Origin of the sequence: Mycobacterium pseudokansasii (assembly GCF_900566075.1) — a bacterium.
GTDB lineage: Bacteria > Actinomycetota > Actinomycetes > Mycobacteriales > Mycobacteriaceae > Mycobacterium > Mycobacterium pseudokansasii.
Genome location: NZ_UPHU01000001.1, coordinates 5,875,184 through 5,896,813, shown reverse-complemented (window position 1 = coordinate 5,896,813; position 21,630 = coordinate 5,875,184). Strand labels below are relative to the sequence as shown.

19 protein-coding genes are annotated in these 21,630 nt (G+C 65.9%); 10 read left to right on the top strand and 9 right to left on the bottom strand.

Features of this window, described 5'->3' with window-relative positions; translation table 11 throughout:
- The 3 genes from cds1 to ponA2 all read right to left on the bottom strand — a co-directional run bounded on the left by cds1 (nt 1) and on the right by ponA2 (nt 4,582).
- Nucleotides 1-1,146 (bottom strand): L-cysteine desulfhydrase Cds1, encoded by a 1,146-nt coding sequence (gene cds1, locus EET10_RS26665; protein WP_218028493.1) that lies wholly within the window; start codon nt 1,144-1,146, stop codon nt 1-3.
- The gene (locus EET10_RS26660; RefSeq protein WP_036405782.1) at nt 1,143-2,099 is read right to left on the bottom strand and encodes a metallophosphoesterase; all 957 of its coding nucleotides are present in this window, start codon (nt 2,097-2,099) and stop codon (nt 1,143-1,145) included. Before EET10_RS26660 ends, cds1 begins: the two co-directional genes overlap by 4 nt.
- 68 nt (nt 2,100-2,167) lie before the next feature.
- Complete coding sequence (ponA2, locus tag EET10_RS26655; protein WP_099187806.1) at nt 2,168-4,582, bottom strand: transglycosylase/D,D-transpeptidase PonA2; 2,415 nt, start codon at nt 4,580-4,582, stop codon at nt 2,168-2,170.
- 361 nt (nt 4,583-4,943) lie between these two features.
- Between ponA2 and EET10_RS26650 the strand changes: the two genes are divergently transcribed.
- A complete protein-coding gene (locus EET10_RS26650; protein WP_023368611.1) occupies nt 4,944-5,294 on the top strand; it encodes a WhiB family transcriptional regulator in 351 nt (116 codons plus the stop codon).
- Between the two features lie 308 nt (nt 5,295-5,602).
- On the opposite strand, the gene bagB is transcribed toward EET10_RS26650, so the two are convergent.
- Together bagB and bagA are read right to left on the bottom strand one after the other, a co-directional pair.
- Nucleotides 5,603-6,787: an ATPase BagB gene (gene bagB / locus EET10_RS26640; RefSeq protein WP_063467200.1), complete on the bottom strand. Its 1,185-nt coding sequence runs from the start codon at nt 6,785-6,787 to the stop codon at nt 5,603-5,605.
- Nucleotides 6,784-7,809, bottom strand: coding sequence for an ATPase BagA (bagA, locus tag EET10_RS26635; RefSeq protein WP_036405779.1), 1,026 nt, complete (start codon nt 7,807-7,809; stop codon nt 6,784-6,786). Before bagA ends, bagB begins: the two co-directional genes overlap by 4 nt.
- A gap of 76 nt (nt 7,810-7,885) precedes the next feature.
- Here bagA and sp36 point away from each other — a divergent pair, with 76 nt between their 5' ends.
- From sp36 to EET10_RS26620, 3 genes are read left to right on the top strand one after another with little or no spacing between them, the layout of a single operon-like run.
- Nucleotides 7,886-8,047 (top strand): Sp36 family protein, encoded by a 162-nt coding sequence (sp36, locus tag EET10_RS26630; RefSeq protein WP_023368608.1) that lies wholly within the window; start codon nt 7,886-7,888, stop codon nt 8,045-8,047.
- A complete protein-coding gene (locus EET10_RS26625; RefSeq protein WP_036405777.1) occupies nt 8,047-8,511 on the top strand; it encodes a RidA family protein in 465 nt (154 codons plus the stop codon). The genes sp36 and EET10_RS26625 overlap by 1 nt, the downstream gene beginning before the upstream one ends.
- Nucleotides 8,508-9,293: an MBL fold metallo-hydrolase gene (locus EET10_RS26620; protein WP_036405775.1), complete on the top strand. Its 786-nt coding sequence runs from the start codon at nt 8,508-8,510 to the stop codon at nt 9,291-9,293. Before EET10_RS26625 ends, EET10_RS26620 begins: the two co-directional genes overlap by 4 nt.
- Nucleotides 9,294-9,373: 80 nt before the next feature.
- Here EET10_RS26620 and crp read toward each other — a convergent pair whose 3' ends face one another.
- The gene (gene crp, locus EET10_RS26615) at nt 9,374-10,048 is read right to left on the bottom strand and encodes a cAMP-activated global transcriptional regulator CRP (protein ID WP_063467201.1); all 675 of its coding nucleotides are present in this window, start codon (nt 10,046-10,048) and stop codon (nt 9,374-9,376) included.
- A 98-nt stretch (nt 10,049-10,146) separates the two neighbouring features.
- Complete coding sequence (locus tag EET10_RS26610) at nt 10,147-10,494, bottom strand: hypothetical protein (protein WP_036405774.1); 348 nt, start codon at nt 10,492-10,494, stop codon at nt 10,147-10,149.
- A gap of 173 nt (nt 10,495-10,667) precedes the next feature.
- On the opposite strand from EET10_RS26610, the gene nth reads away from it, so the two are divergent.
- Genes nth through marP form a run of 4 tightly spaced genes read left to right on the top strand, consistent with a single transcriptional unit; the run spans nt 10,668 to nt 14,023 of the window.
- The gene (nth, locus tag EET10_RS26605) at nt 10,668-11,348 is read left to right on the top strand and encodes an endonuclease III (protein ID WP_036405771.1); all 681 of its coding nucleotides are present in this window, start codon (nt 10,668-10,670) and stop codon (nt 11,346-11,348) included.
- 8 nt (nt 11,349-11,356) lie between these two features.
- Nucleotides 11,357-11,995 carry a TlpA family protein disulfide reductase gene (locus EET10_RS26600; protein WP_036405898.1) on the top strand — a complete coding sequence of 213 codons (639 nt, stop codon included), beginning with the start codon at nt 11,357-11,359 and terminating at the stop codon, nt 11,993-11,995.
- Nucleotides 11,996-12,050: 55 nt separating this feature from the next.
- Nucleotides 12,051-12,815 carry an NUDIX hydrolase gene (locus EET10_RS26595; protein WP_036405768.1) on the top strand — a complete coding sequence of 255 codons (765 nt, stop codon included), beginning with the start codon at nt 12,051-12,053 and terminating at the stop codon, nt 12,813-12,815.
- A 14-nt stretch (nt 12,816-12,829) separates the two neighbouring features.
- Nucleotides 12,830-14,023 (top strand): acid resistance serine protease MarP, encoded by a 1,194-nt coding sequence (gene marP, locus EET10_RS26590; RefSeq protein WP_099188564.1) that lies wholly within the window; start codon nt 12,830-12,832, stop codon nt 14,021-14,023.
- On the opposite strand, the gene EET10_RS26585 is transcribed toward marP, so the two are convergent.
- Nucleotides 14,016-14,984: an alpha/beta fold hydrolase gene (locus EET10_RS26585; protein WP_036405763.1), complete on the bottom strand. Its 969-nt coding sequence runs from the start codon at nt 14,982-14,984 to the stop codon at nt 14,016-14,018. The genes marP and EET10_RS26585 overlap by 8 nt on opposite strands.
- Nucleotides 14,985-15,506 carry a phage holin family protein gene (locus EET10_RS26580; RefSeq protein WP_036405760.1) on the bottom strand — a complete coding sequence of 174 codons (522 nt, stop codon included), beginning with the start codon at nt 15,504-15,506 and terminating at the stop codon, nt 14,985-14,987.
- Between the two features lie 248 nt (nt 15,507-15,754).
- Here EET10_RS26580 and EET10_RS26575 point away from each other — a divergent pair, with 248 nt between their 5' ends.
- Both EET10_RS26575 and EET10_RS26570 read left to right on the top strand, forming a co-directional pair.
- The gene (locus EET10_RS26575; protein ID WP_036405757.1) at nt 15,755-16,453 is read left to right on the top strand and encodes a chymotrypsin family serine protease; all 699 of its coding nucleotides are present in this window, start codon (nt 15,755-15,757) and stop codon (nt 16,451-16,453) included.
- Between the two features lie 677 nt (nt 16,454-17,130).
- Nucleotides 17,131-21,609: a non-ribosomal peptide synthetase gene (locus EET10_RS26570; RefSeq protein ID WP_036405754.1), complete on the top strand. Its 4,479-nt coding sequence runs from the start codon at nt 17,131-17,133 to the stop codon at nt 21,607-21,609.
- Nucleotides 21,610-21,630: the final 21 nt, after the last annotated feature.

Sequence of the window (21,630 nt, the reverse complement as noted above, 5' to 3'; positions counted from 1 at the left end):
CTATCGCACCGGGCCGTCGACTCGCCAAACCGCCGGCTCAGGGTCCCACGTGCAGGAGCGTTCGAACTCGACCAAGGCCCGGGCCGGACCGCTCGGATCCAGCCCCTGCGCACCGACCCAGTCGTCGTCGAAGTAGGTGTCGGCGTAGCGGTCGCCGCTGTCGGCGAGCAAGGTGACCACCGAGCCGCTGCGCCCGTCGACGACCATCTCGGCGAGCAAGCCGAACGCTCCCCACAGGTTGGTGCCCGTGGACGGCCCCACCCGGCGTCCGAGCACGGTGCTGACGTGGCGGGCGGCCGCAATCGACGCGGCGTCGGGAACCGACACCATGCGGTCGACCACACTGGGCAGAAACGACGGCTCGACCCGCGGCCGGCCGATGCCCTCGATCCGCGACGACGCGGACATCACGACGTCGGACCGACCTTCGGCGTATGCGGGGAAGAACGCCGAATTCTCCGGGTCCACGACACACAACCGGGTCGCGTGCCGCCGATAGCGGATGTAGCGCCCGATCGTCGCGCAGGTTCCGCCGGTTCCGGCGCCGACCACGATCCAGTCCGGGACAGGGTGCCGCTCCTCGAGCATCTGCGCGTAGATCGACTCGGCGATGTTGTTGTTGCCACGCCAGTCGGTGGCGCGCTCGGCATTGGTGAACTGGTCCAGGTAGTGCCCGCCGGTCTCGGCCGCGACGCGTTCCGCCTCGGCGTAGACCTGACTGGAATTCTCCACGAAATGGCAACGGCCGCCTTGCGCTTCGATCAGCGCCACCTTGGCGGCGCTGGTCGCCGCCGGCATCACCGCGACGAACGGCAGGCCCAGCAGGGACGCGAAGTACGCCTCCGACACCGCCGTCGAACCCGACGACGCCTCGACCACCGTCGTGTTCTCCCCGATCCAGCCGTTGCACAGCGCATACAGGAACAGCGACCGCGCCAGCCGGTGTTTGAGGCTGCCGGTGATGTGTGTCGTCTCGTCCTTCAGATACAGCGCGACGTCAGCGTCGGCGCACCAGGCCGACGGCAGGGGATAGCGCAGCAGGTGGGTGTCGGCGCTGCGCCGGGCATCCGCCTCGATCAGCCGGATCGCGTTGTCTGTCCAATCGCGGGACAGGCTGCGGATGGCGATGCGGGTTGTGTCGTTCAACGCACCGAGATGCTGGGCTGCGAACGGCCCAGGTTCCTGTTCGAGTCCCGGCCGCCCATGGGGCTGGCGATCAACGTCAACAGGGTCGCTTCGGGCCGGCAGCAGAACCGCACCGGCGCAAACGGCGAAGTGCCGATGCCGGCGGAGACATGCAGCCGCATGTTCGCGCCCCACTGTGATGCTCCTTTGGCCCGCGTCCGGTCCAGCCCGCAGTTGGTGACCAGCGCCCCGTAGAACGGCAGGCACAGCTGTCCGCCATGGGTATGGCCGGCCATCACCAGCTGATAGCCGTCGGCAGCGAAGCGGTCCAGCACCCGGGGCTCCGGCGAGTGGGTCAGTCCCAGCCGCAGGTTCGCGACCGGGCTCGCCGGGCCCGCGATCGTGTCGTAGCGGTCCCGATCGATGTGGGGGTCGTCCACGCCGGCTGCGACGATGTGCAGCCCCGCCACTTCGAACTCGCGACGGTTATGGGTGAGGTCGAGCCAGCCGCGCTCGGTGAACGCCGCCCGCAGATCCTGCCAGGGCAACGGCTCGCCGTGCACCCGGTGCCCCGGGTTGATCAGGTAATTGGCCGGGTTCTTCAGGCGCGGCCCGAAGTAGTCGTTGCTGCCGAAGACGAAGACGCCAGGCCGGTGCAGCAGGTCGCCCAGGGCCTGCACCACCGCCGGCACCGCCTTGGGATGGGCCAGATTGTCGCCGGTGTTGACCACCAGGTCGGGTTCCCAGCTGGACAGCTCGCGCAACCAGGCCTGTTTACGGCGCTGGCCGGGCAGCATATGCAGATCGCTGATATGCAGGACCCGCAGCGGTGTGGAGCCCGGACTCAGCACGGGCATGGTGATCTCGCGAAGCACGAACGCGTTGCGTTCGATGAGCGCCGCGTAACCGATCCCGGCGACGATCGAGCCGAACGCGACGGCACCGGTGCGTAACAGGACGGGCGAAACAGCCATGCAGGCAGCCTACTGCCGGTCGGCGACTGATTGTTGGTCTCCTACGTCACTGGCGCTCGCCGAAGCGCCTACGGAGGCGGCGGCGGCGCCAGCAGCGGAATGGTGATCGGCGGCAACCCGGGGATCTCGATGACCTGCGAACCGATCGGGGCGGGTGGCCCGTCCTCCGGTGGCGGCGGCGGTGGCGGCGGGATCCCGTTGCTGATCTGAATCGTGATGATCGAACCAGGGATGGTCTGGCCGCTGGGCGAGGTTCCGACCACTTCGCCGTACTTCGCGGTGCTGTTGACTGCGTTGGGCTGGTCGGCGACCTGGAAACCGGCGTCCCGCAGACGCTGGCGCGCCTGGTCCACATCCAGCCCGGCCACGCTCGGCACCCGGGAGGCTGCCGAGCCTTCGACGTACCGCGGATCGGTGGGCGGCAAATGCACCTCACCGAAGCTGGTGGCGATCGGCTTCATGGCGGTGAACCACGTCCGGGCCGGCTCGTTGCCACCGTAGAGGTCACCGTTGCCGCAATGGCGCAGTGGGCCGGAACACAGATCGGTCGGCGACGTCGAGTCGTCGTAGATGTAGTTCGCCGCCGCATAGCGGTTGGTGAAACCCACGAAGCCCGACGACCGGTGGGCTTCGGTGGTGCCCGTCTTACCCGACATGGGCAGGTCCCAGCCCGCCGCACCGGCCGAGCCCGCCGCGGTGCCGCTGCCCACGGCGTCCTTGCTCATCGCGTTGGCAAGGGTATTGGCCAGCCCTTCGGGCACCACTTGCTCGCAGGTCTCGGTGGTGACGGAAACCTGGTTGCCGTTGCGGTCGATCAGCTTGTCGATCGGGTTCGGTGGGCACCACACGCCGCCCGAGGCCAGTGTGGCCGCGACGTTGGACAGCTCCAGCGCGTTGACCTCGATGGGGCCCAGGGTGAACGACCCGATGTTCTGGCGTTTGACGAAGTCGGCCAGGCTCTCGTTGCTGTCGGGGTTGTAGTCGCGCGCAGTGCCAGGATTGGCGTAGGACCGCAGGCCCAGCTTGATCGCCATGTCGACGGTGCGGCTCACTCCGACCTGCGAGATCAGCTTGGCGAAGGCGGTGTTGGGGGAGGTGGCCAGCGCGTCGGTCACGTTCATCGATCCGCGGTAATTGCCGGCGTTGATCACGCACCAGGTGTCCTTGGGGCAGCCTTTGGCTCCGCCGCTGCCCAGCCCTTTGGCCTGGAATCGGGGCGGCACGTCGAGTTGGGCGTTGATGCCCATACCCATGTCGAGCGCGGCGGCCGTGGTGAAGATCTTGAAAATGGATCCCGCGCCGTCGCCGACGAGTGAGAACGGCTGGGGTCGCATGGTTTCACCGGCTTCGGTATCCAGGCCGTACTTGCGGTTGCTGGCCATCGCCAGCACCTTGTGTGAGTCCTTGCCCGGTGCGATGACGCTCATCACGCTGGAGATGCCGGCCAGGCTCGGGGGAGCGAATTTGTCGACCGCCGCCTTGACCGGGACCTGGACGTCGGGGTCCAGCGTGGTGCGGATGAGGTAGCCGCCCTTGGCCAGCTGGTCTTTGCTGATCCCCGCGCGGGACAGGTACTCCTGGACGTAGTCGCAGAAGAAGGCGCGGTCGCCGGCGGCGATACAGCCGCGGGGTAACTCGTTGGGTTGCGGCAAGACTCCCAGCGGCTGCGCCTTGGCGGCACGCAGAGCGTCGGCCTCTTGTGGGATGTTCTCGATCATCGTGTCGAGGACCAGGTTGCGCCGGGCCAGCGCGCCCTCGGGGTTGGTGTAGGGGTTCAGTGTGCTGGTCGACTGCACCATGCCCGCCAGCAGCGCCGCCTGCTGCCAATTCAGATCCGAGGCGTTGATGCCGAAGTAGGTCTGCGCCGCGTCCTGCACGCCGAAAGAGTTGTTGCCGAACGACACCAGGTTCAGGTAGCGGGTCAGGATCTCGGGTTTGGTGAAGGTCTTGTCCAGGGTGAGCGCCATCCGGATCTCGCGCAGTTTGCGCGCCGGAGTGGTCTCGACGGCTGCCCGTTTCTCGGCGTCGGTTTGGGCGGTGACCAGCAATTGGTAGTTCTTGACGTACTGCTGCTCGATGGTGGAACCGCCGCGAGTATCCAGGTCCCCGGAGGCATAGCCGGCGAGTCCGGTGAGGGTGCCTTTCCAGTCGACGCCGTTGTGGTCGGCGAAGCGCTTGTCCTCGATGGAGACGATCGCCAGCTTCATGGTGTTGGCGATCTTGTCGGAGGGCACCTCGAACCGGCGCTGCGAGTACAGCCACGCGATGGTGTTGCCCTTGGCGTCGACCATCGTCGACACGGCCGGAACCTCCCCCTGAAGGAGTTGAGCCGAGCCGTTGGCCACTACCTCAGAAGCGCGATTGGACATCAGCCCGAGCCCGCCTGCGAAGGGGAACATCAGTGCCGTGGCCACGACGCTGGCCAACACGCAACACCCCGCGAGCTTCAGCAGGGTAAGCGCCACCGGGGGGCGATCGGACATGCGTACTACAGTAGCGGCCCCTTGTCACGGCCCCGCGCCGTGAGACTGAAAAAAATTCTTAGGAAAGCGCTGACGGCGGCGCCGTCGGCGCCCCGGCGATTATTTTGCGCGTGCGTCACAGGTCAGGGACCTAATCGGGAACCGAGGGGGTGCTTTTCCCCCGGCCGATCGGCAGAAGTCGGGACGGGCGTCCCAAAAAAAGCGTTATCAGACTGTTGCGCAATTGCCACCTGACCACCTAACTTATAAGCGCAGTGAGATTCAGGTAACACCGATGTGCACAGTGTGTCTTAGGTCGCAACATCGGCTGGTACCCGAGGAGGGCGGTCGCGATCAGCGGCCGGGAGGAAGGGATCAGCTCGTGTCAGGAACACGTCCGGCCGCTCGAAGGACAAACCTCACGTCGGCGCAAAACCTTCTCCGCAGTGCCGATGCGGAAGAACGGATCAACTGGGTGTCAAAGGCGCTGTGCAGGGCGACGGACCCTGACGAGCTGTTCGTCCGGGGAGCCGCACAGCGCAAAGCCGCGGTGATCTGCCGTCACTGTCCGGTGATGCAGGAATGCGCGGCCGACGCGCTTGACAACAAGGTCGAGTTCGGGGTGTGGGGTGGCATGACCGAGCGCCAGCGCCGGGCACTGCTCAAGCAGCATCCTGAGGTGGTCTCGTGGTCCGACTACCTCGACAAGCGCAAGCGTCGCAGCGTCGGTTAAGGCTCTCGGATAGGGGTGCGGGCGAGCTGGCCGGCCTCCCGTTCCTTATTACGATTTTGTTACTGAGTCGGTGTCGCTGGCTCTAATTGCCTTGTGTCCAACGGGAACTGGCGCATGCGCAATAGTGCGGCCTTCTCACTGTATCGTTGTTCGGCGCGGTGGGGGCCGGTTTCGCGATTGTTCGACGCCGAGTGTGATTCGACCGCGTCCAGCGTGTGGCTGGGGCGGAAGAATCCGGCGTGACCGCGCCCGGCGTTCACGGTCGACACCTTCAGCACACGCTCGATGCCGCTGTGCCCAAGCCCCAGTCAGCGGCCCGCGCCCCGCAGGCGGGCGGTACCCCCAGTGCGGGCCGCTTCGTCGCCGACGGGGGCGATCTGGTCGGCGAGCGCGCGCAGCGCATCCAGGTCGGAGACGTCGAACGGCAGCGACGGGACTCCGACGACAGGCACGTGTGGATTGGCCCCGGTGAACCGGGACAGCAGCCGGATCTCGCGCTTGGCCGTCTGCCCGCGGTCGGCATGAATCCGCAGCACCGCTGCCGCCAGCGACGCCGCCTCCGACTCGCTGTGCTCCTCCTCCAACGTCTCGGTCGCGTCGATAGCCCGCTCGACGGGTAACGCGCACAGCATCGGGTGAGTGCGGTTCAGCACCAGCCCCGCCAGCGGCATGCCTTCTTCGGTCAGCCGGTCGACGAAGAACGACGCCTCGCGCAGCGCATCGGGCTCGGCCGCTGACACCACCACGAACTGGGTACCGCGTCGTTTCAGCAACGCATAAGTTCGGTCAGCCTTCTCCCGGAAACCCCCAAATGTGGCGTCGAGTGATTGCACGAATGCGGCGGCATCGCTCAGCATCTTCGAACCGAGCACAGTAGACATCGCCTTCATGGCCAAACCCATTACACCGGTTACCAACCGGCCGATACCCCTGCCCGGAGCCAGCAGCAGCCGCCACAACCGGCTATCCATGAAGCTGCCCAAGCGTTTCGGTGCATCCAGAAAGTCCAGCGCGTTGCGTGACGGCGGAGTGTCCACCACGACCAGATCCCAGCGATCCTGGGCCAGGAGCTGACCCAGCTTCTCCATGGCCATGTACTCCTGGGTGCCGGCAAGCGATGTGGCGACGGTCTGGTAGAACTGGTTGTCCAGAATCGATTGCGCGCGTTCGGATCCGGAGTATTGGACCACCATTTCGTCGAACGTGCGCCGCATGTCGAGCATCATCCCGTGCAGCTCGCCGGGCACCTCCGGGGCCAGTGGCACTCGTTGGGGTGTGTTACCCAGGTCGTCGATGCCCAGGGCCTGGGCAAGCCGCTTGGCCGGGTCGATCGTCAGGACGACGACAATGCGGCCATATTCAGCGGCGCGCAAGGCAATTGCTGCGGCAGTGGTGGTCTTGCCGACACCGCCGGCGCCGCAGCACACGATAACCCGATTGGACGTATCGGCCAGGATCGCGGCCATGTCAAGAGGTTTCGGTACGGTGCTCATCGAACCCCCTGCTGCGCAAGCGATTCCGAAAGCTCGTACAAGCTGCCCAAGTCGACACCATCGGAAATCGTGGGTAATTCCAGCCGTGGAACATGCAACGCGTCAAGTTCCTGCGCGGTCTCGGCGCGTGCGCTGATTCGGCTGGCGTGCTCGATGGTCTCGGTCAGCAGACCGGCGAAATCCGGTGCCGCCAGCTCGATTCCGGCCATTGCCAAACCGGACCGCACCGAGTCGGCGTCGACATCGCCCTCGGCGGCCTTCGCGAGGTCCTCGGCGCTCAGGTAAGTCGGAATATTGCGGTTCACGATGACACTGCCGATCGGCAATTGCATCTCGGCGAGTTCCTCGATGGCTTCCATGGTCTCCTGCACCGGCAGCGCCTCCAGCAGCGTCACCAGATGGATCGCGGTCTGATCGGAGTGCAGCAACTTCACCACACCGTCGGCCTGCGAATGCACCGGCCCGCCCTTGGCCAGATCGGAGACCGCCTTGGTGACGTCCAGGAAGCGCGCGATGCGGCCCGTCGGCGGTGCGTCGACGACGATCGCGTCATACATCGGGTTCTTGGTCCCCTTGCGGAGCCGGACCACCGTTTCCTTGATCTTGCCGGTGAGCAGCACATCGCGAAGGCCGGGCGCGATCGTCGTCGCGAACTCGATCGCACCGACGCGTCGCATTGCCCGGCCTGCGATGCCCAGGTTGTAGAACATGTCGAGGTATTCCAGGAACGCGGCCTCGATATCGATTGCCAGTGCGTTCACCTGCCCGCCGCGTTCGGCGGTCGCGATCTTGACCTCCTGATAGGGCAGCGGCGGAACATCGAAGAGTTGCGCAATCCCTTGGCGCCCTTCGACTTCGATGAGCAGGACCTTGCGGCCTCCGGCGGCCAGCGTCAGCGCCAGTGCGGCCGCGATGGTGGATTTCCCGGTGCCGCCTTTGCCGGTCACAAAGTGCAAGCGGGCCTTCGACAGGCGCGACGGCCAGCCGACGGAGGGACCGTCGTTAGGTGTGTTCGCCACCATCGCATGCTAGCCCTACCGCTTCGCCCGGCCGCCGGGCTGGCCGGAGCTTGTCGACGGCGGCGGATAAGCTCGCGTCATGACCCAACCCTCCGCATGGGAGTACGCAACGGTTCCGCTGCTCACGCACGCCACCAAACAGATCCTCGACCAGTGGGGAGCCGACGGCTGGGAGCTGGTCGCGGTGTTGCCGGGGCCAACCGGCGAGCAGCACGTCGCCTACCTGAAGCGCCCGAAGTAGTGGACGCCAACTCCCGGCTCGCACAACTGGGCATCACGCTTCCGGAGATCGCGGCGCCGCTGGCGGCCTACGTTCCGGCGGTGCGCACCGGCAACCTCGTCTACACCTCGGGGCAGTTGCCCTTCGAGGCTGGAAAGCTGGCGTGCACGGGCAAGGTGGGCGCCGACATCACGCCGGAGGAAGCCAAGGCGGCGGCCCGCGTTTGTGCGCTCAACGCATTGGCGGCGGTGAATTCACTGGTCGGCCTGGACTCGGTGACACGGGTGGTCAAAGTGGTCGGGTTCGTCGCCTCCGCACCGGGCTTTCACGGTCAGCCCAGCATTATCAACGGAGCCTCGGACCTGTTTGCCGAGGTGTTCGGCGACAACGGCGCGCATGCGCGTTCGGCCGTCGGAGTATCCGAGTTGCCGCTGGGCGCACCCGTCGAGGTCGAGCTGATCGTGGAGGTCGGCCAGCGGCCGTGACCGAGTCACTGACCCACCCCGCCTACGGCCGGTTGCGGGCGGTCACCGACACGGCATCGGTGCTGGTGGCCGACAATCCCGGCCTGATGACGCTGGAGGGCACCAATACCTGGGTGCTGTGCGGACCGGGCAGCGACGAGCTGGTCATCGTCGATCCGGGGCCGGGCGACGACGAGCACATCGCCCGGATAGCCGCGCTGGGCCGCATCGCGCTGGTGCTGATCAGCCATCGTCACGGCGACCATACCGACGGCATCGACAAGCTGGTCGAGCTGACCGGAGCACCGGTACGCGCCGCGGACCCGCAATTCCAGCGCGGCGATGGGGTGACGCTGAGCGATGGGGAAGTGATCGACGCTGCCGGGCTGGCGATCACGGTGCTGACCACCCCCGGTCACACCGCAGACTCCCTGTCGTTCCTCCTCGAGGACGCCGTGCTGACGGCCGACAGCGTGCTGGGCCGCGGCACCACCGTTCTGGACAAGGACGACGGCAGCCTGACCGACTACCTGGAATCGCTGCACCGGCTGCGCGGTCTGGGCCGGCGTGTGGTGCTGCCCGGGCATGGGCCGGAATTGACTGACGTCGCGGCCGTCGCGCAGGGGTACCTGGTGCACCGGCATGAGCGGCTCGAACAAGTGCGGTGCGCGCTACGGGACCTCGGCGACGATGCCACCACCCGCCAGGTCGTCGAACACGTCTATGTCGACGTCGACGAGAAGCTCTGGGATGCGGCCGAATGGTCCGTGCAGGTCCAACTGGACTATCTGCGAGTCCCGTAGCGCGAGCCCGCTAGCGCGAGCAGTCGCAGAATCGCACGAATAGCGCCCGCGTGATGCGAGTGTGTGTCTGCTCAGCGAAGCTACCGAGCCCGGCGGGCCAGCCGTTCAGAGTCCGAGATCAGCACGCTCTTGCCCTCCAGCCGGATCCAGCCGCGGTGCGCGAAGTCGGCCAGCGCCTTGTTCACCGTCTCCCGGGAAGCGCCGACCAGCTGGGCGATCTCCTCCTGAGTCAGGTCGTGGGTGACCCGCATCGCGCCGCCCTCCTGGGTGCCGAAACGCTGGGCGAGCTGCAGCAGCTGCTTGGCCACCCGGCCGGGCACGTCGGTGAAGATGAGGTCGGCCAGATTGTTGTTGGTGCGCCGCAACCGGCGCGCCAGGACACGCAGCAGCTGCTCGGCGATTTCCGGACGATCGGCGATCCACGCCCGCAGCGCGTCGCGGTCCATCGAGACCGCCCGCACTTCGGTGATGGTGGTCGCGCTGGACGTCCGCGGCCCGGGGTCGAAAATCGACAGCTCGCCGAACATGTCGGACGGGCCCATGATGGTCAGCAAGTTCTCCCGGCCGTCGGGCGAGCGCCGGCCGATCTTTACCTTGCCCGAGATGATGATGTACAGCCGATCGCCCGGCTCACCTTCAGCGAAAACCGTGTGTCCGCGGGGGAAGTCAACGGGCTGCAGCTGCTTGGTTAGTGCCGCGACCGCGTTGGGCTCAACCCCTTGGAAGATTCCTGCCCTTGCCAGGATCTCGTCCACGTTGCCTCTTCAGCTTTCCAACGAAGTGATACGGGCAGGCCGTCCCTCTTGACCAGCGCCGGTGTACAGGTTAGGCCAATCGGTACGACGTGCCAACGCTACACACGATTGACGTGTCGAGTCGCCTTAACCCGGGAATGGATGTGTCGAGGGGCAGCACGGTACGGATCGACGTGATGTTTGCCGGTGAGGGCCCTAGTGGCGGGGGCCTCGGTCAGGGGCGGCGCCTGGCGTCGATGCAGATAAGCCAGCGCCTCCGGCATGCCCCCACAGGCCAGTCGGTGCACATCGATGGCCTGAGCCTGCTCAAGAAACTCGGCAACGTCCGAGGCGGTCACGGTATCGCAGGAAAGCGCCTGTTCCAGCCGACCAAGGCCGAGGGTCGTCAGCATCAGCAACGCCGGAACGCACGCCACCAGCAACCACGACACAAGGAGAGTAAACATGGCCTTGAATCAACACGAGGTCTCGGTCAGATCACGAAATCAGTACTCTGTCGTAGGTGACAGCGGCAAAGTCCTCCGGGCCAACCCGGCCTAAGCCAGCCACGCCTGACACCGACGGCGCCAAGCGCTGGTCTGCCGAAACCCGCGCCGCCTTGGTGCGCCGCGCTAGGCGGATGAATCGTCAACTGGCACAAGCCTTTCCACACGTGTACTGCGAATTGGACTTCACCAATCCGCTCGAACTGGCGGTGGCGACCATCCTCTCGGCGCAAAGCACCGACAAACGGGTGAACCTGACGACGCCGGCGTTGTTCGCGAAGTATCGGACGGCGCTCGACTATGCCAAAGCGGACCGCGCCGAGCTGGAAACCCTCATTCGCCCCACTGGTTTCTTCCGTAACAAGGCGAACGCGTTGATCGGACTCGGGCAAGCTCTGGTCGAGCGGTTTGACGGCGCGGTGCCCGCCACCATGGCGGAACTGGTGACGCTGCCCGGAATCGGGCGCAAGACCGCCAACGTCATCCTCGGGAATGCGTTCGGCATTCCCGGGATCACCGTCGACACCCATTTCGGACGGTTGGTGCGGCGCTGGCGCTGGACCGCCGAAACCGACCCGGTGAAGGTCGAGCATGCGGTCGGCGAACTGATCGAACGCAAGGAGTGGACCGTGCTCAGCCACCGGGTGATCTTTCACGGCCGCCGGGTGTGCCATGCCCGCAAGCCCGCGTGCGGTGTCTGCGTGCTGGCCAAGGACTGCCCTTCCTTCGGCCTCGGCCCCACCGAGCCGCTGCTGGCCGCACCTCTTGTCCAGGGCCCCGAAACCGAGCATCTGCTGGCCCTTGCCGGCCTGTGACATCGCGACTGACCTCGAGAACCCGCTGGACCATCGCGGTCCTGGCGGTGGTCGCCACCCTCATCGCGGCGCTGGTCGCCCAACTGCGCGACGACTCCCCAAGCACCGCAACCCAACAGGTGCCGGCGGCGCGGGACCACCGGGATTCCGACACCGCTGCGGCGCTGGCCGGGCCCCGGCGGCGCGCAAACCTGCCGGCCTGCCCGGCCGCCGATGACGGGCCAGGCTCACCGGCACTACGCGGCGTGGTGGTGGAATGCGCGGCGGACGGCTCGGCCGTCGACGTGGCCCGGGCGCTGGCCGGGCGGCGGGTGCTGCTCAATCTATGGGCGTACTGGTGCGCGGAGTGCATAGCAGAACTGCCCGCGATGGCCGAATATCAACAACGGGTCGGGCCCGACGTCATGGTGGTGACGGTGCATCAGGACGAGAATGAGACGGCTGCGTTACTGCGGTTGGCCGATCTGGGTGTTCGGTTGCCGACCCTGCAGGACGGCCGCCGTAAGGTGGCGGCAGCATTGCGGGTGGCGAATGTGATGCCCGCGACGGTGCTGTTGCGGCCGGACGGTAGCGTGGCCCAGACCCTGCCGCGCGCTTTTGCCAGCGCCGAGGAGATAGCGGCTGAGGTCGGAGACAAGGCGTGGTGAGCGGTTGGAGAGAAGGCGGGCAGGTGCACCCGACCAGCCCGACAAGGAGGCGCCGGTGAACGCTGGGGTTGCCCTGACGCCCGAGGTCGGCCCATCCTGGCTGCGCCCACTGGTCGACAACGTGGACCGGGTGCCCGACGCGGTCCGGCGGCGGTTGCCGGCCGACGTGCTGGCCATGGTGACGGCAGCCCGGGCGACCGCATCCCTGCGTCGCAACGACCGGGAAGCCGCTGTTCTGGTGCTGTTCTCCGGTCCCGAGTCCGGGCAGGCCGCCGGCGGCGTTCCCGACGACGCCGACCTGCTGTTGACGGTGCGGGCGTCGACCTTACGTCACCACGCCGGTCAGGCGGCCTTCCCCGGCGGCGCATCCGATCCCGGAGACCAGGGGCCGGTGGCCACCGCCTTCCGAGAAGCCCATGAGGAGACCGGGCTCGACCCGGCCAGGCTGTACCCACTGGCGACCATGGAACGCACCTTCATCGCTCCGTCGCGATTCCACGTCGTCCCGGTGCTGGCGTATTCACCCGATCCGGGGCCGGTGCACGTCGTCAACGAGGCAGAAACGGCCATGGTGACCCGGGTCCCGGTGCGCGCCTTCGTCAATCCGGAAAACCGGCTGATGGTGTACCGGCGGACCTTGAGTCGGCGGTGGGCCGGACCGGCGTTTCTGCTCAACCACATGCTGGTCTGGGGATTCACCGGCCAGGTGATTTCGGCGGTGCTTGACGTTGCGGGGTGGGCCAGGCCCTGGGACACCAGCGATGTCCGCGAATTGGACGACGCGATGGCGCTGGTCGGTGAGCAGGGTGGACTGCGATGAACTCGATGAATGCCATGACTCCGTCCCAATGGCTCGATATCGCGGTGTTGGCGGTCGCCTTCATCGCGGCGATCTCAGGCTGGCGGTCCGGTGCGCTGGGCTCGATGCTGTCGTTTGCCGGTGTGCTGCTGGGCGCGATCGCCGGCGTGCTGCTGGCGCCCCACATCGTCGCCCACATCGCCGCCCCCCGGGCCAAGCTGTTCACCGCGCTGTTTCTGATCCTGGGACTGGTCGTGGTCGGCGAAGTCGCAGGTGTGGTGCTGGGACGGGCCGTGCGCGGCGCGATCCGCAACCGGCCGGTCCGGGTGATCGACTCGGTCATCGGGGTGGCGGTGCAGCTGGTCGTGGTACTGACGGCGGCGTGGCTGCTGGCGACGCCGCTGACCCAGTCGAAGGATCAGCCGGAGTTGGCGGCGGCGGTTCGTGGGTCACGGGTGCTCGCCGAGGTCAACGAGGTGGCGCCCACCTGGCTCAAGACGGTGCCCAAGCGGCTTTCGGCGCTGCTGAACACCTCGGGCCTGCCGCAGGTGCTGGAGCCGTTCAGCCGCACCCCGGTCATTCCGGTCGCCTCGCCCGACCCGGCGCTGAGCGACAATCCGGTGGTGACGGCCACCGCGCCGAGCGTGCTCAAGATTCGTAGTCTGGCGCCCAGCTGCCAGAAGGTGCTGGAAGGCAGCGGCTTCGTGATTGCGCCCGAGCGCGTCATGACCAACGCTCACGTCGTCGCCGGGTCCAACAGTGTGCAGGTGTACGCGAGCGGCAAACCCCTCGACGCGACGGTGGTGTCCTACGACCCTTCGGTCGACATCGCCATCCTGGCTGTGCCGCACCTGTCGCCGCCGCCGCTAATGTTCGCCCAAGAAGAAGCCAGAACGGGCACCAGCGTGGTGGTGCTGGGCTACCCCGGCGGCGGCAACTTCACCGCGACGCCGGCCCGGATTCGCGAGGCCATCAAACTCAGTGGTCCCGACATCTACCGCAACCCCCAGCCCGTCACCCGCGACGTCTACACCATCAGGGCCAACGTGGAGCAGGGAGACTCGGGCGGGCCGTTGATCGACCTCAACGGCCAGGTGCTCGGCGTGGTGTTCGGCGCGGCCGTCGACGACCCGGACACCGGGTTCGTGCTGACCGCCGGTGAGGTGGCCAGTCAGCTGGAAAAGATCGGGGCCACCCAACGCGTCCCCACCGGAGCCTGCGTCAGCTGAGCCGGTGCACCTGATCGAGGAATCGTGCCAGCTGCCGGTTGACCTCCTCGGGCGCTTCTTCATGGCTGAAATGTCCAGCGCCGGCGACGGATACGTAGCGTCCGTGCGGCGCGTAACGGTGGGTGCGCTCGACCGGATCGGCCAGCACGTAGGGATCGGCGTCACCGCGTAGGTGCAGCAACGGCACGCCGAGTTGCCGGCGCATCGACTTCATGAAGCGCCGGCCTTCGCCGCGCAGCTGACTGCGTACCGCCCAACGCTGATACTCCAGTGCCGAGTGCGCGGCAGCAGGAATCCGGATGGCCTGCCGCAGATAGTCGATGGTCTGCGAAAAGTCTTCGGAGGCAACCCATTTAGCGCTGCCGCGAATGCGCACCAGGCGCTCGATTTCGGCCGCGTCATCCCGGGTCAGTAGGCGCTCGGGCCACAGCGGCACTTGGTAGCGCAGCAATGTCGGCAACAGTGCGCGGCCCTGGTCTCGCCTGGTCAGGGTGGACCGTCGCAGCGCGGCCGGGTGCGGTGAGCTGATCAGCGCGATGGACCGCACCAGCCGGGAGTGCAGCAGCGCGGTGGTCCAGCAGGCGAGCCCGCCGTCGGCGTGACCGACCAGCGTCGCCGACGAGTGCCCCAGCGCGCGGATCAATCCGGCCGTGTCACCGGCCAGGGTCCAGCCGTCGTACCCGCGGGGTGGTTTGTCGCTGCCGCCGTAGCCGCGCAGGTCGACCGCGACCACCCGGGCACTCGTGAGCCCGCGCAGCTGATGACGCCACGACCACCAGAACGAACCGAACCCGTGCAACAGCATCACCAGGGGCCGTGCCATAGCCGGTATGGCCGGCTCCGCCGCGTCCGGGTCGGCCGGAATGGCTTCGACGACATGGAACCGGATGCCGTTGGCGTGCACGTCCAGATGCCGCCATGGCCCGTCGATGCGGGTCATCGACGGATCTGGTGCCGGCATTTACCAGCCCGACGGATCGGCGGGCGTCGTGCCCTCGGGTACGGCCGCAGGGCGGGTTACGGCCGGGGTCTTGTCGTGGCCCGGCATGAGCGCCGTGCGAGTCTCCTTGACCGACTCGATGGTCTGCCGCGGTCCCCGGATCCGGCGGACTTTGAGGAAACCCAACAGCGCGAGCACGACGGTGGTCACCACCATGAGGGCGAACACGATCAGGAACGCCACCCAGCGCCACAGCCAGGAATCGAGCAGCTCGGCAAGGAAGAAGAACAGGAAGAAGGTCGAGTAGAACAGCACGACCAGCGCGGCGATGAAGAACACGCTGCCGGTCAGACCCTTCTTGACGTCGCGAGTGATCTCGGCGCGGGCCAGTTCGACCTCGGCCCGCACCAGCGTCGACATCTGCGTTGTCGCGTCTTTGATCAGGTCGCCGATCGACGGTTCACCGGGCCGGGCGTGCGGATCGGCCAACGGAATCGTGGTCAGCGTGCTGGGCACACCGGTCTGGCGATCAGGTTTGCTCACAGACGATCCTCTCGCGTTGACGGGCCACGGTTTCGCGGTAGTCGCGGTTTATGTTGCCATGCGCTTCGGTGCCATACGAGGCCAGCCGAAGACCGTGAGATACCGGGCGGTTTCAACCTAATAAATTGACGGTCAGCGGCCACCTCTAACCGCATCGGACGTAATCTGACGATCATCTACACTGGCGCATCTGTCCTTGATCTCCGGTGATGTCCGGAAGATGTCCAACCACCGACGGGAGTACCACTTTGCAGACGGCGCACCGCTGCTTCACCGCGGCGACCGTGGCCGTGGTTCTGGCTGTCGGGTTTCTTCCCGCGGGCACCGCGGCTGCCGACGACAAGGTTCCGTTGGGTGGCGGTGCGGGCATCGTCGTCAACGGGGGCACGTTGTGCACGTTGACAACCATCGGCCACGACAAGAACGGCGACCTCATCGGATTCAGCTCCGCGCACTGCGGTGGCCCGGGCGCGCCCGTCGCCGCCGAGGGTGCGGAGGCCAAAGGCATCGTGGGCACCATGGTCGCCGGCAACGACACCCTCGACTACGCGGTGATCAAGTTCGATCCGGCCAAGGTGACGCCGGTGGCCGACTTCAACGGCTTTGCGATCAACGGCATCGGTCCCGATCCGACGTTCGGCCAGATCGCCTGCAAACAAGGACGATCCACGGGCAACTCCTGCGGGGTCACCTGGGGTCCGGGGCAGGACCCGGGCACCATCGTGATGCAGGTCTGCGGAGGGCCCGGGGATTCCGGAGCGCCGGTCACGGTCGACAACCTGCTGGTCGGGATGATTCACGGAGCCTTCAGCGAGAGCCTGCCCAGCTGCGTCACCAAATACATTCCGCTGCATACGCCGGCGGTGGTGATGTCGATCAACGCGGACTTGGCCGACATCAACGCCAAGAACCGGCCGGGCTCGGACTTCGTCCCGATAGCGGGCTGAGCTGTTTCGCGGCTTGACGGCCGCTGTCTTGATGACCCGGATTCCGCCCCTTCCGAACGGGTGTGGGTTCCGGAACGACAACAAGGTCTTTTCCGCCTGACTTCAGGCGGAAAAGACCCTACCGGTGTGTCGACGAGGTCAGTCGATAACGGTTTCGGCGTGGAGAGCCGGAGCCGTGTAGGCGCCCTCGGTTTCGCAGAACAGCAGTTCGTGTGCCATGTGGTTGCTCTCCTTCAGTCAGAGTGAAGAACTGTCGACGGCTCTTCCCATCCTCTGGCGCAGAGTTTGCCAGTTGTCGGGAAACGGCAACATCCCCCGAATGACCATCATTTAGGGGGAATGTCCACTCGGCCGTCCCGGAGGAACGCCGTGTCCCCCGATCGGTGGACACGGCTAGGGCCGCGATTGCGGTCAATTTCGGCTGTCTGCGAACCACCGTCCCGGACTCATGGCTGGCTCGCCGAAAGCCGGAGTCGACTCAGGCTGGCTCGAGCCGTCAAGACGAATGAAGCGGTTCGGCGGCTAAACTTCTATGGCGGCGATGGCGGGCGCTGAGCATGTGTTTGTATCCATAAGATTTGGAGCAAACTCGGGTATTTTGGTTGCAATGATCTGGATGGAAAGCAAATGGCATGGGCCGCTCGCCGGTTCGCCATTTGGCGACATGCCGATACGTGATGTCTGAGCCCATCGGCCCGCAGTACGGTATGACGGCTGATGAGCAGTCGCTCGCGCTAACGCGTGGGCAGCTTGACATATGGCTTTCGCAGGAGACGAATGGCTCGGGAATACCGTGGCAGGCGAGCGTTTTCGTGGTGATCGGTGGGGTCGTAGAGCCAAGTCTGGTCGAGCGCGCGGTCCAACAGGCGGTCGCCGAGTGCGAGCCGCTGCGAGCCGGAATTTTCGAGGTGGACGGACATCTGTATCAGAAGCCTGCGGACTATCCGGCTGCCGCGGTCCCCTTCTTCGACCTGAGCGGTTCGCGGGATCCGGTTCAGGAAACGTACAAGCTGGCCTCGTCAATGCAGCGCGAGCCCATGCCATGGGCTGGGCCATTATTCCGATTTGCGTTATTTCGGACGAGCCCGAGTCAATTTTTCTTGTTTTTATGTCTGCATCATATAGTTGTCGACGGATTTAGCTCTGTGATGTTCGCCGGTCGAATTGCCACGATCTACTCGGCAATCGCCTCCGGGGCACCGGCTCCGGAATGCTCTTTCGGTACGCTGCGCGATCTTGTCAGCACCGAATCAGAGTACGAGGCGTCCAGAAGGTATCGAGAAGACCTGCGGTTCTGGGAAGAGAACCTTCCGCCAGACCGCCAGCCGGTGAACTATCGGTGCGCGGATGCCGATGACGGGGACGATGATTACTTCGCGTCGGCGCCGGTGGCGCTGGACGCTTCCGCCGTGCAGAGAATCGACGATCTGTCTGAGACGTTAGGCGTCAGCCGACGGTCGGTGATCGCGGCGGTGTGTGGACTCCTGGTACAGAGCTGGGACCACGGCGGACCCGAGGTAGTACTCGATTTCCCAGTAGCCAGACGCACCAGTGAAAAGGTCAAGACGATTCCGGGGATGGTTGCCGGGGTGGTTCCGCTGACGTTGACGACACCGCCAACCTCTTCCGTTGCCGAACTGTGCATCCAGGCGGATTCACAGATACGCCAGGTCGTTCGGCATCAACGGTTCCCGGTGCAAACCCTCGGCGGCCCGCTTCGTGGAGTTGCGCTGAATTTCTTTCCGTCCACGACGGTTCCGCAATTCGGCGATGCGCCGGCTTCGCTGGTGTACACCAACTTCGGCCGTGGGGATCGGTTCGGGTTGTTCTTCATGAACGAGGGCAACCGGCTGTTTCTCAGCACCGCGGGTTCCGGCGCGCCGTCGCCAGATTTTGCGGGCGCCGCTATGGCCGACAGGCTGGCGCGGCTTTTCACGCTCATCGCCGCCGACCCGCGCCGGCGGTTGTCATCGATCGATCTGCTCGACCAATGCGCGGACCGTCACATTCACGCCTGGAGCAATCGTGCTGCGCTGACGATCCCGGCTGCTCCCAGTCCCTCGATTCCGGCGCTGTTTGCCGCCCAAGCGGCGCGGACAGCTGATGCCGTCGCCGTGACATCCGCGGACTGTGTATTGACCTACCGCCAACTCGACGCGGCCAGCAACCGACTTGCGTCTCGGTTAGCCGGCCGCGGGATAGGCCCCGGTGATGTGGTGGCGGTGCTGCTGCCACGCAGCGGCCGCGCCATCGTGGCAATCCTGGCGGTCCTCAAAGCGGGAGCCGCCTACCTGCCGATCGACCCGGATCACCCCCGCTCCCGCGTCGCTTTCCTGCTCGGGGACACCGCACCACTGGCCGTTCTGACCGCTGGTGACCTGACCACGCTTGTGGACGGCCATGACGTCGCGGTCATCGACGTCGACGCCCTCGATAGCGCCGCCGGCACCGAAACCCCGCTCCCAGCGCCTGACGCTGACGAAATCGCCTATGTGCTTTACACTTCCGGCACTACCGGAACGCCCAAGGGTGTGGCGATCACCCATCGCAGCATCGTCCAGCTCGTCACGTCGGCCACGCCACTCAGCGCCCAAGCCGAACCCACGGTGACGCAATGCCATTCCTACGCTTTCGATTTTTCCGTGTGGGAAATCTGGAGCGCACTGTTGCACGGCGGGCGCCTGCTGGTGGTAGGTGAAGACGTAACCCGCTCCCCCAACGACTTTCACGCATTGCTGGTGGCGGAAAATGTCACCGTTCTGACCCAGACGCCCTCAGCGGTTGCGGCCTTGTCGACGGACGGCCTGACCGGTACGACACTCGTGGTTGGCGGTGAACCGTGCACCGCCGAAGTGGTGGACCGTTGGGCACCCGACCGGGTGATGGTTAATGCCTACGGCCCAACCGAATCCGCCGTCTGTGTCTCCATCAGCACACCACTGACTGCCGGTTCAGCGGTGGTGCCCATCGGACGTCCGCAGCCGGGGACCGCGCTGTTTGTCTTGGACCCGTGGCTACGGCAGGTGCCCACCGGGGTGGTGGGGGAACTATATGTTGCGGGAAGCCAAGTGGGGCTTGGGTATTGGCGACGCTCCGGGTTGACGGCGTCACGGTTTGTGGCGTGCCCATTCGGCGGGACGTCAGCGGCGGGAAGCCGCATGTATCGCACCGGCGATCTGGCGTGTTGGGGCGCTGATGGCCAACTGCACTACAAGGGTCGCTCCGACGAACAGGTGAAGATCCGCGGCTACCGCATCGAGCCAGCCGAGATCACCGCTGCGTTAGCACAGTCAGTCGGAGTGGAGCATGCGGTCGTCATCGCACGCGAAGACCGTCCCGGCGAGAAACGGCTGGTGGGCTACATCACCGGTGCGGCGGACCCTGACGTGGTCCGTGCCGAGTTGAAAGACCGCCTGCCCCACTACATGGTTCCGGCAGCCATCATCACGCTCAGGCAGTTGCCGGTGACAGTCAACGGGAAACTCGACGTTGCCGCGCTGCCCGTTCCCGAATACACCGCTCCGGGGTACCAGGCCCCGGCGACACCGGTGGAGGAAATCGTGGCCGGAATCTACGCGGGGGTCCTCGGCCTGGAACGCGTCGGCACCGACCAGTCATTCTTCGACCTGGGCGGTGATTCGTTGCTGGCGATGCGCGTGGTTGCCGCAGTCAACACCGCTCTGGGCGCAGACCTGTCCGTGCGGGTGTTGTTCGATGCCCCGACCGTCGCCGAACTGACGCCGCATATCAGGGCCGGATCGGCTGCGTCGCTGCGTCTGGTGGCGGTTGAGCGGCCCGAGAAGGTGCCCTTATCCCTTGCCCAGCACCGCATGTGGACCGTCATCCAGTCGCAGGGCCCGTCGGCGGTGTTCAACATCCCCTGGGTGTCAGAGTTGCACGGCCCGCTCAACACAGAGGCGTTGCGACGAGCGTTAACCGATGTGGTGAGTCGTCACGAACCCTTGCGCACCGTCTATCCCGCAGTAGCCGGCATACCGCATCAAGTCGTAGTGCCGGTCGAACAGGCGCGCTTGTGCTGGGAAGTCGTCGACGCCACCGCGTGGACGCCGGATCGGCTCCGCGAAGTTGTTGCCGCCCAGGCCTGCCACCACTTTGACATCGCCGCTGAGATGCCGCTACGAACCCGGCTGTACCGCTTGGCCGACGATCACCACGTGTTGGTCCTCGCGCTGCACCATATCGCCGCCGACGGCTGGTCACTGGCCCCGCTGGCGGCCGATCTCAGCCTGGCCTATAGCAGTCGATGTGCCGGGCAGATCCCCTCCTGGGAACCGTTGCCCATCCAATACATCGATTACGCCCTGTGGCAGCGCGCATACCTGGGTGATCCGGAGGACCCCGACAGCGTGATCGCCGCGGAGCTTCGCTACTGGGAGAAAACGCTTGCGGGCATGCCTCCGCCTCTCGAGTTGTCGGCGGGCCAACCCGGCGCTACTTCATACGGCGTTCGCGGCGACACGGTCGCTGTGCAGTGGCCGGCCGCACTCCACCGCAAGATCACGCAGCTGGCCCGCGAGCACCGCGCCACCAGCTTCATGGTCGTCCAAGCGGGCTTGACCGCCCTGCTGGCGTTGCTCACCGGCCGCAACGACATCGTTATGGGTACCGCTGTCGCCGGGCGCCGCCACCCGATGCTCGATAATTTGGTCGGCATCTTGGTCAACACCGTATTGCTGCGCATCGAGATGACCGCTGATCTCGACTTCGCACATTTGCTGGAACAGGTGCGCACGCGCGGCCTGGAAGCGTTCGACCACCAGGACATGCCCTATGGAGTTCTCGTCGAGCGGATCGACGCCGCTCGCTCGTCGCCCCCGAGTCCGCTGACTCAAGTCATGCTGGCCTGGCAGAACAACAAGCCCGCCGAGCTCGTATTGGGCGAGTTGGACATCACCCCAATTTCGGTGCACACGAAAACCGCGCGAATGAATTTCTTGTTGTCGCTTACCGAACAATTCACCGATACCGGTGAGCCCGCCGGGATCAGCGGGATGGTGGAATATCGCACCGCCGTCTTCAGCCCTACGGTTATCGAGACCATCATCGAGCAGTTGGAAATGCTATTGACGCTGGTGACGGTTCACCCACAGCGGCGGTTGTCGTCAATCACCGAACTCGATCTCGCGTCCCGTTAACACCGCGGGAGCTTGGCGGCG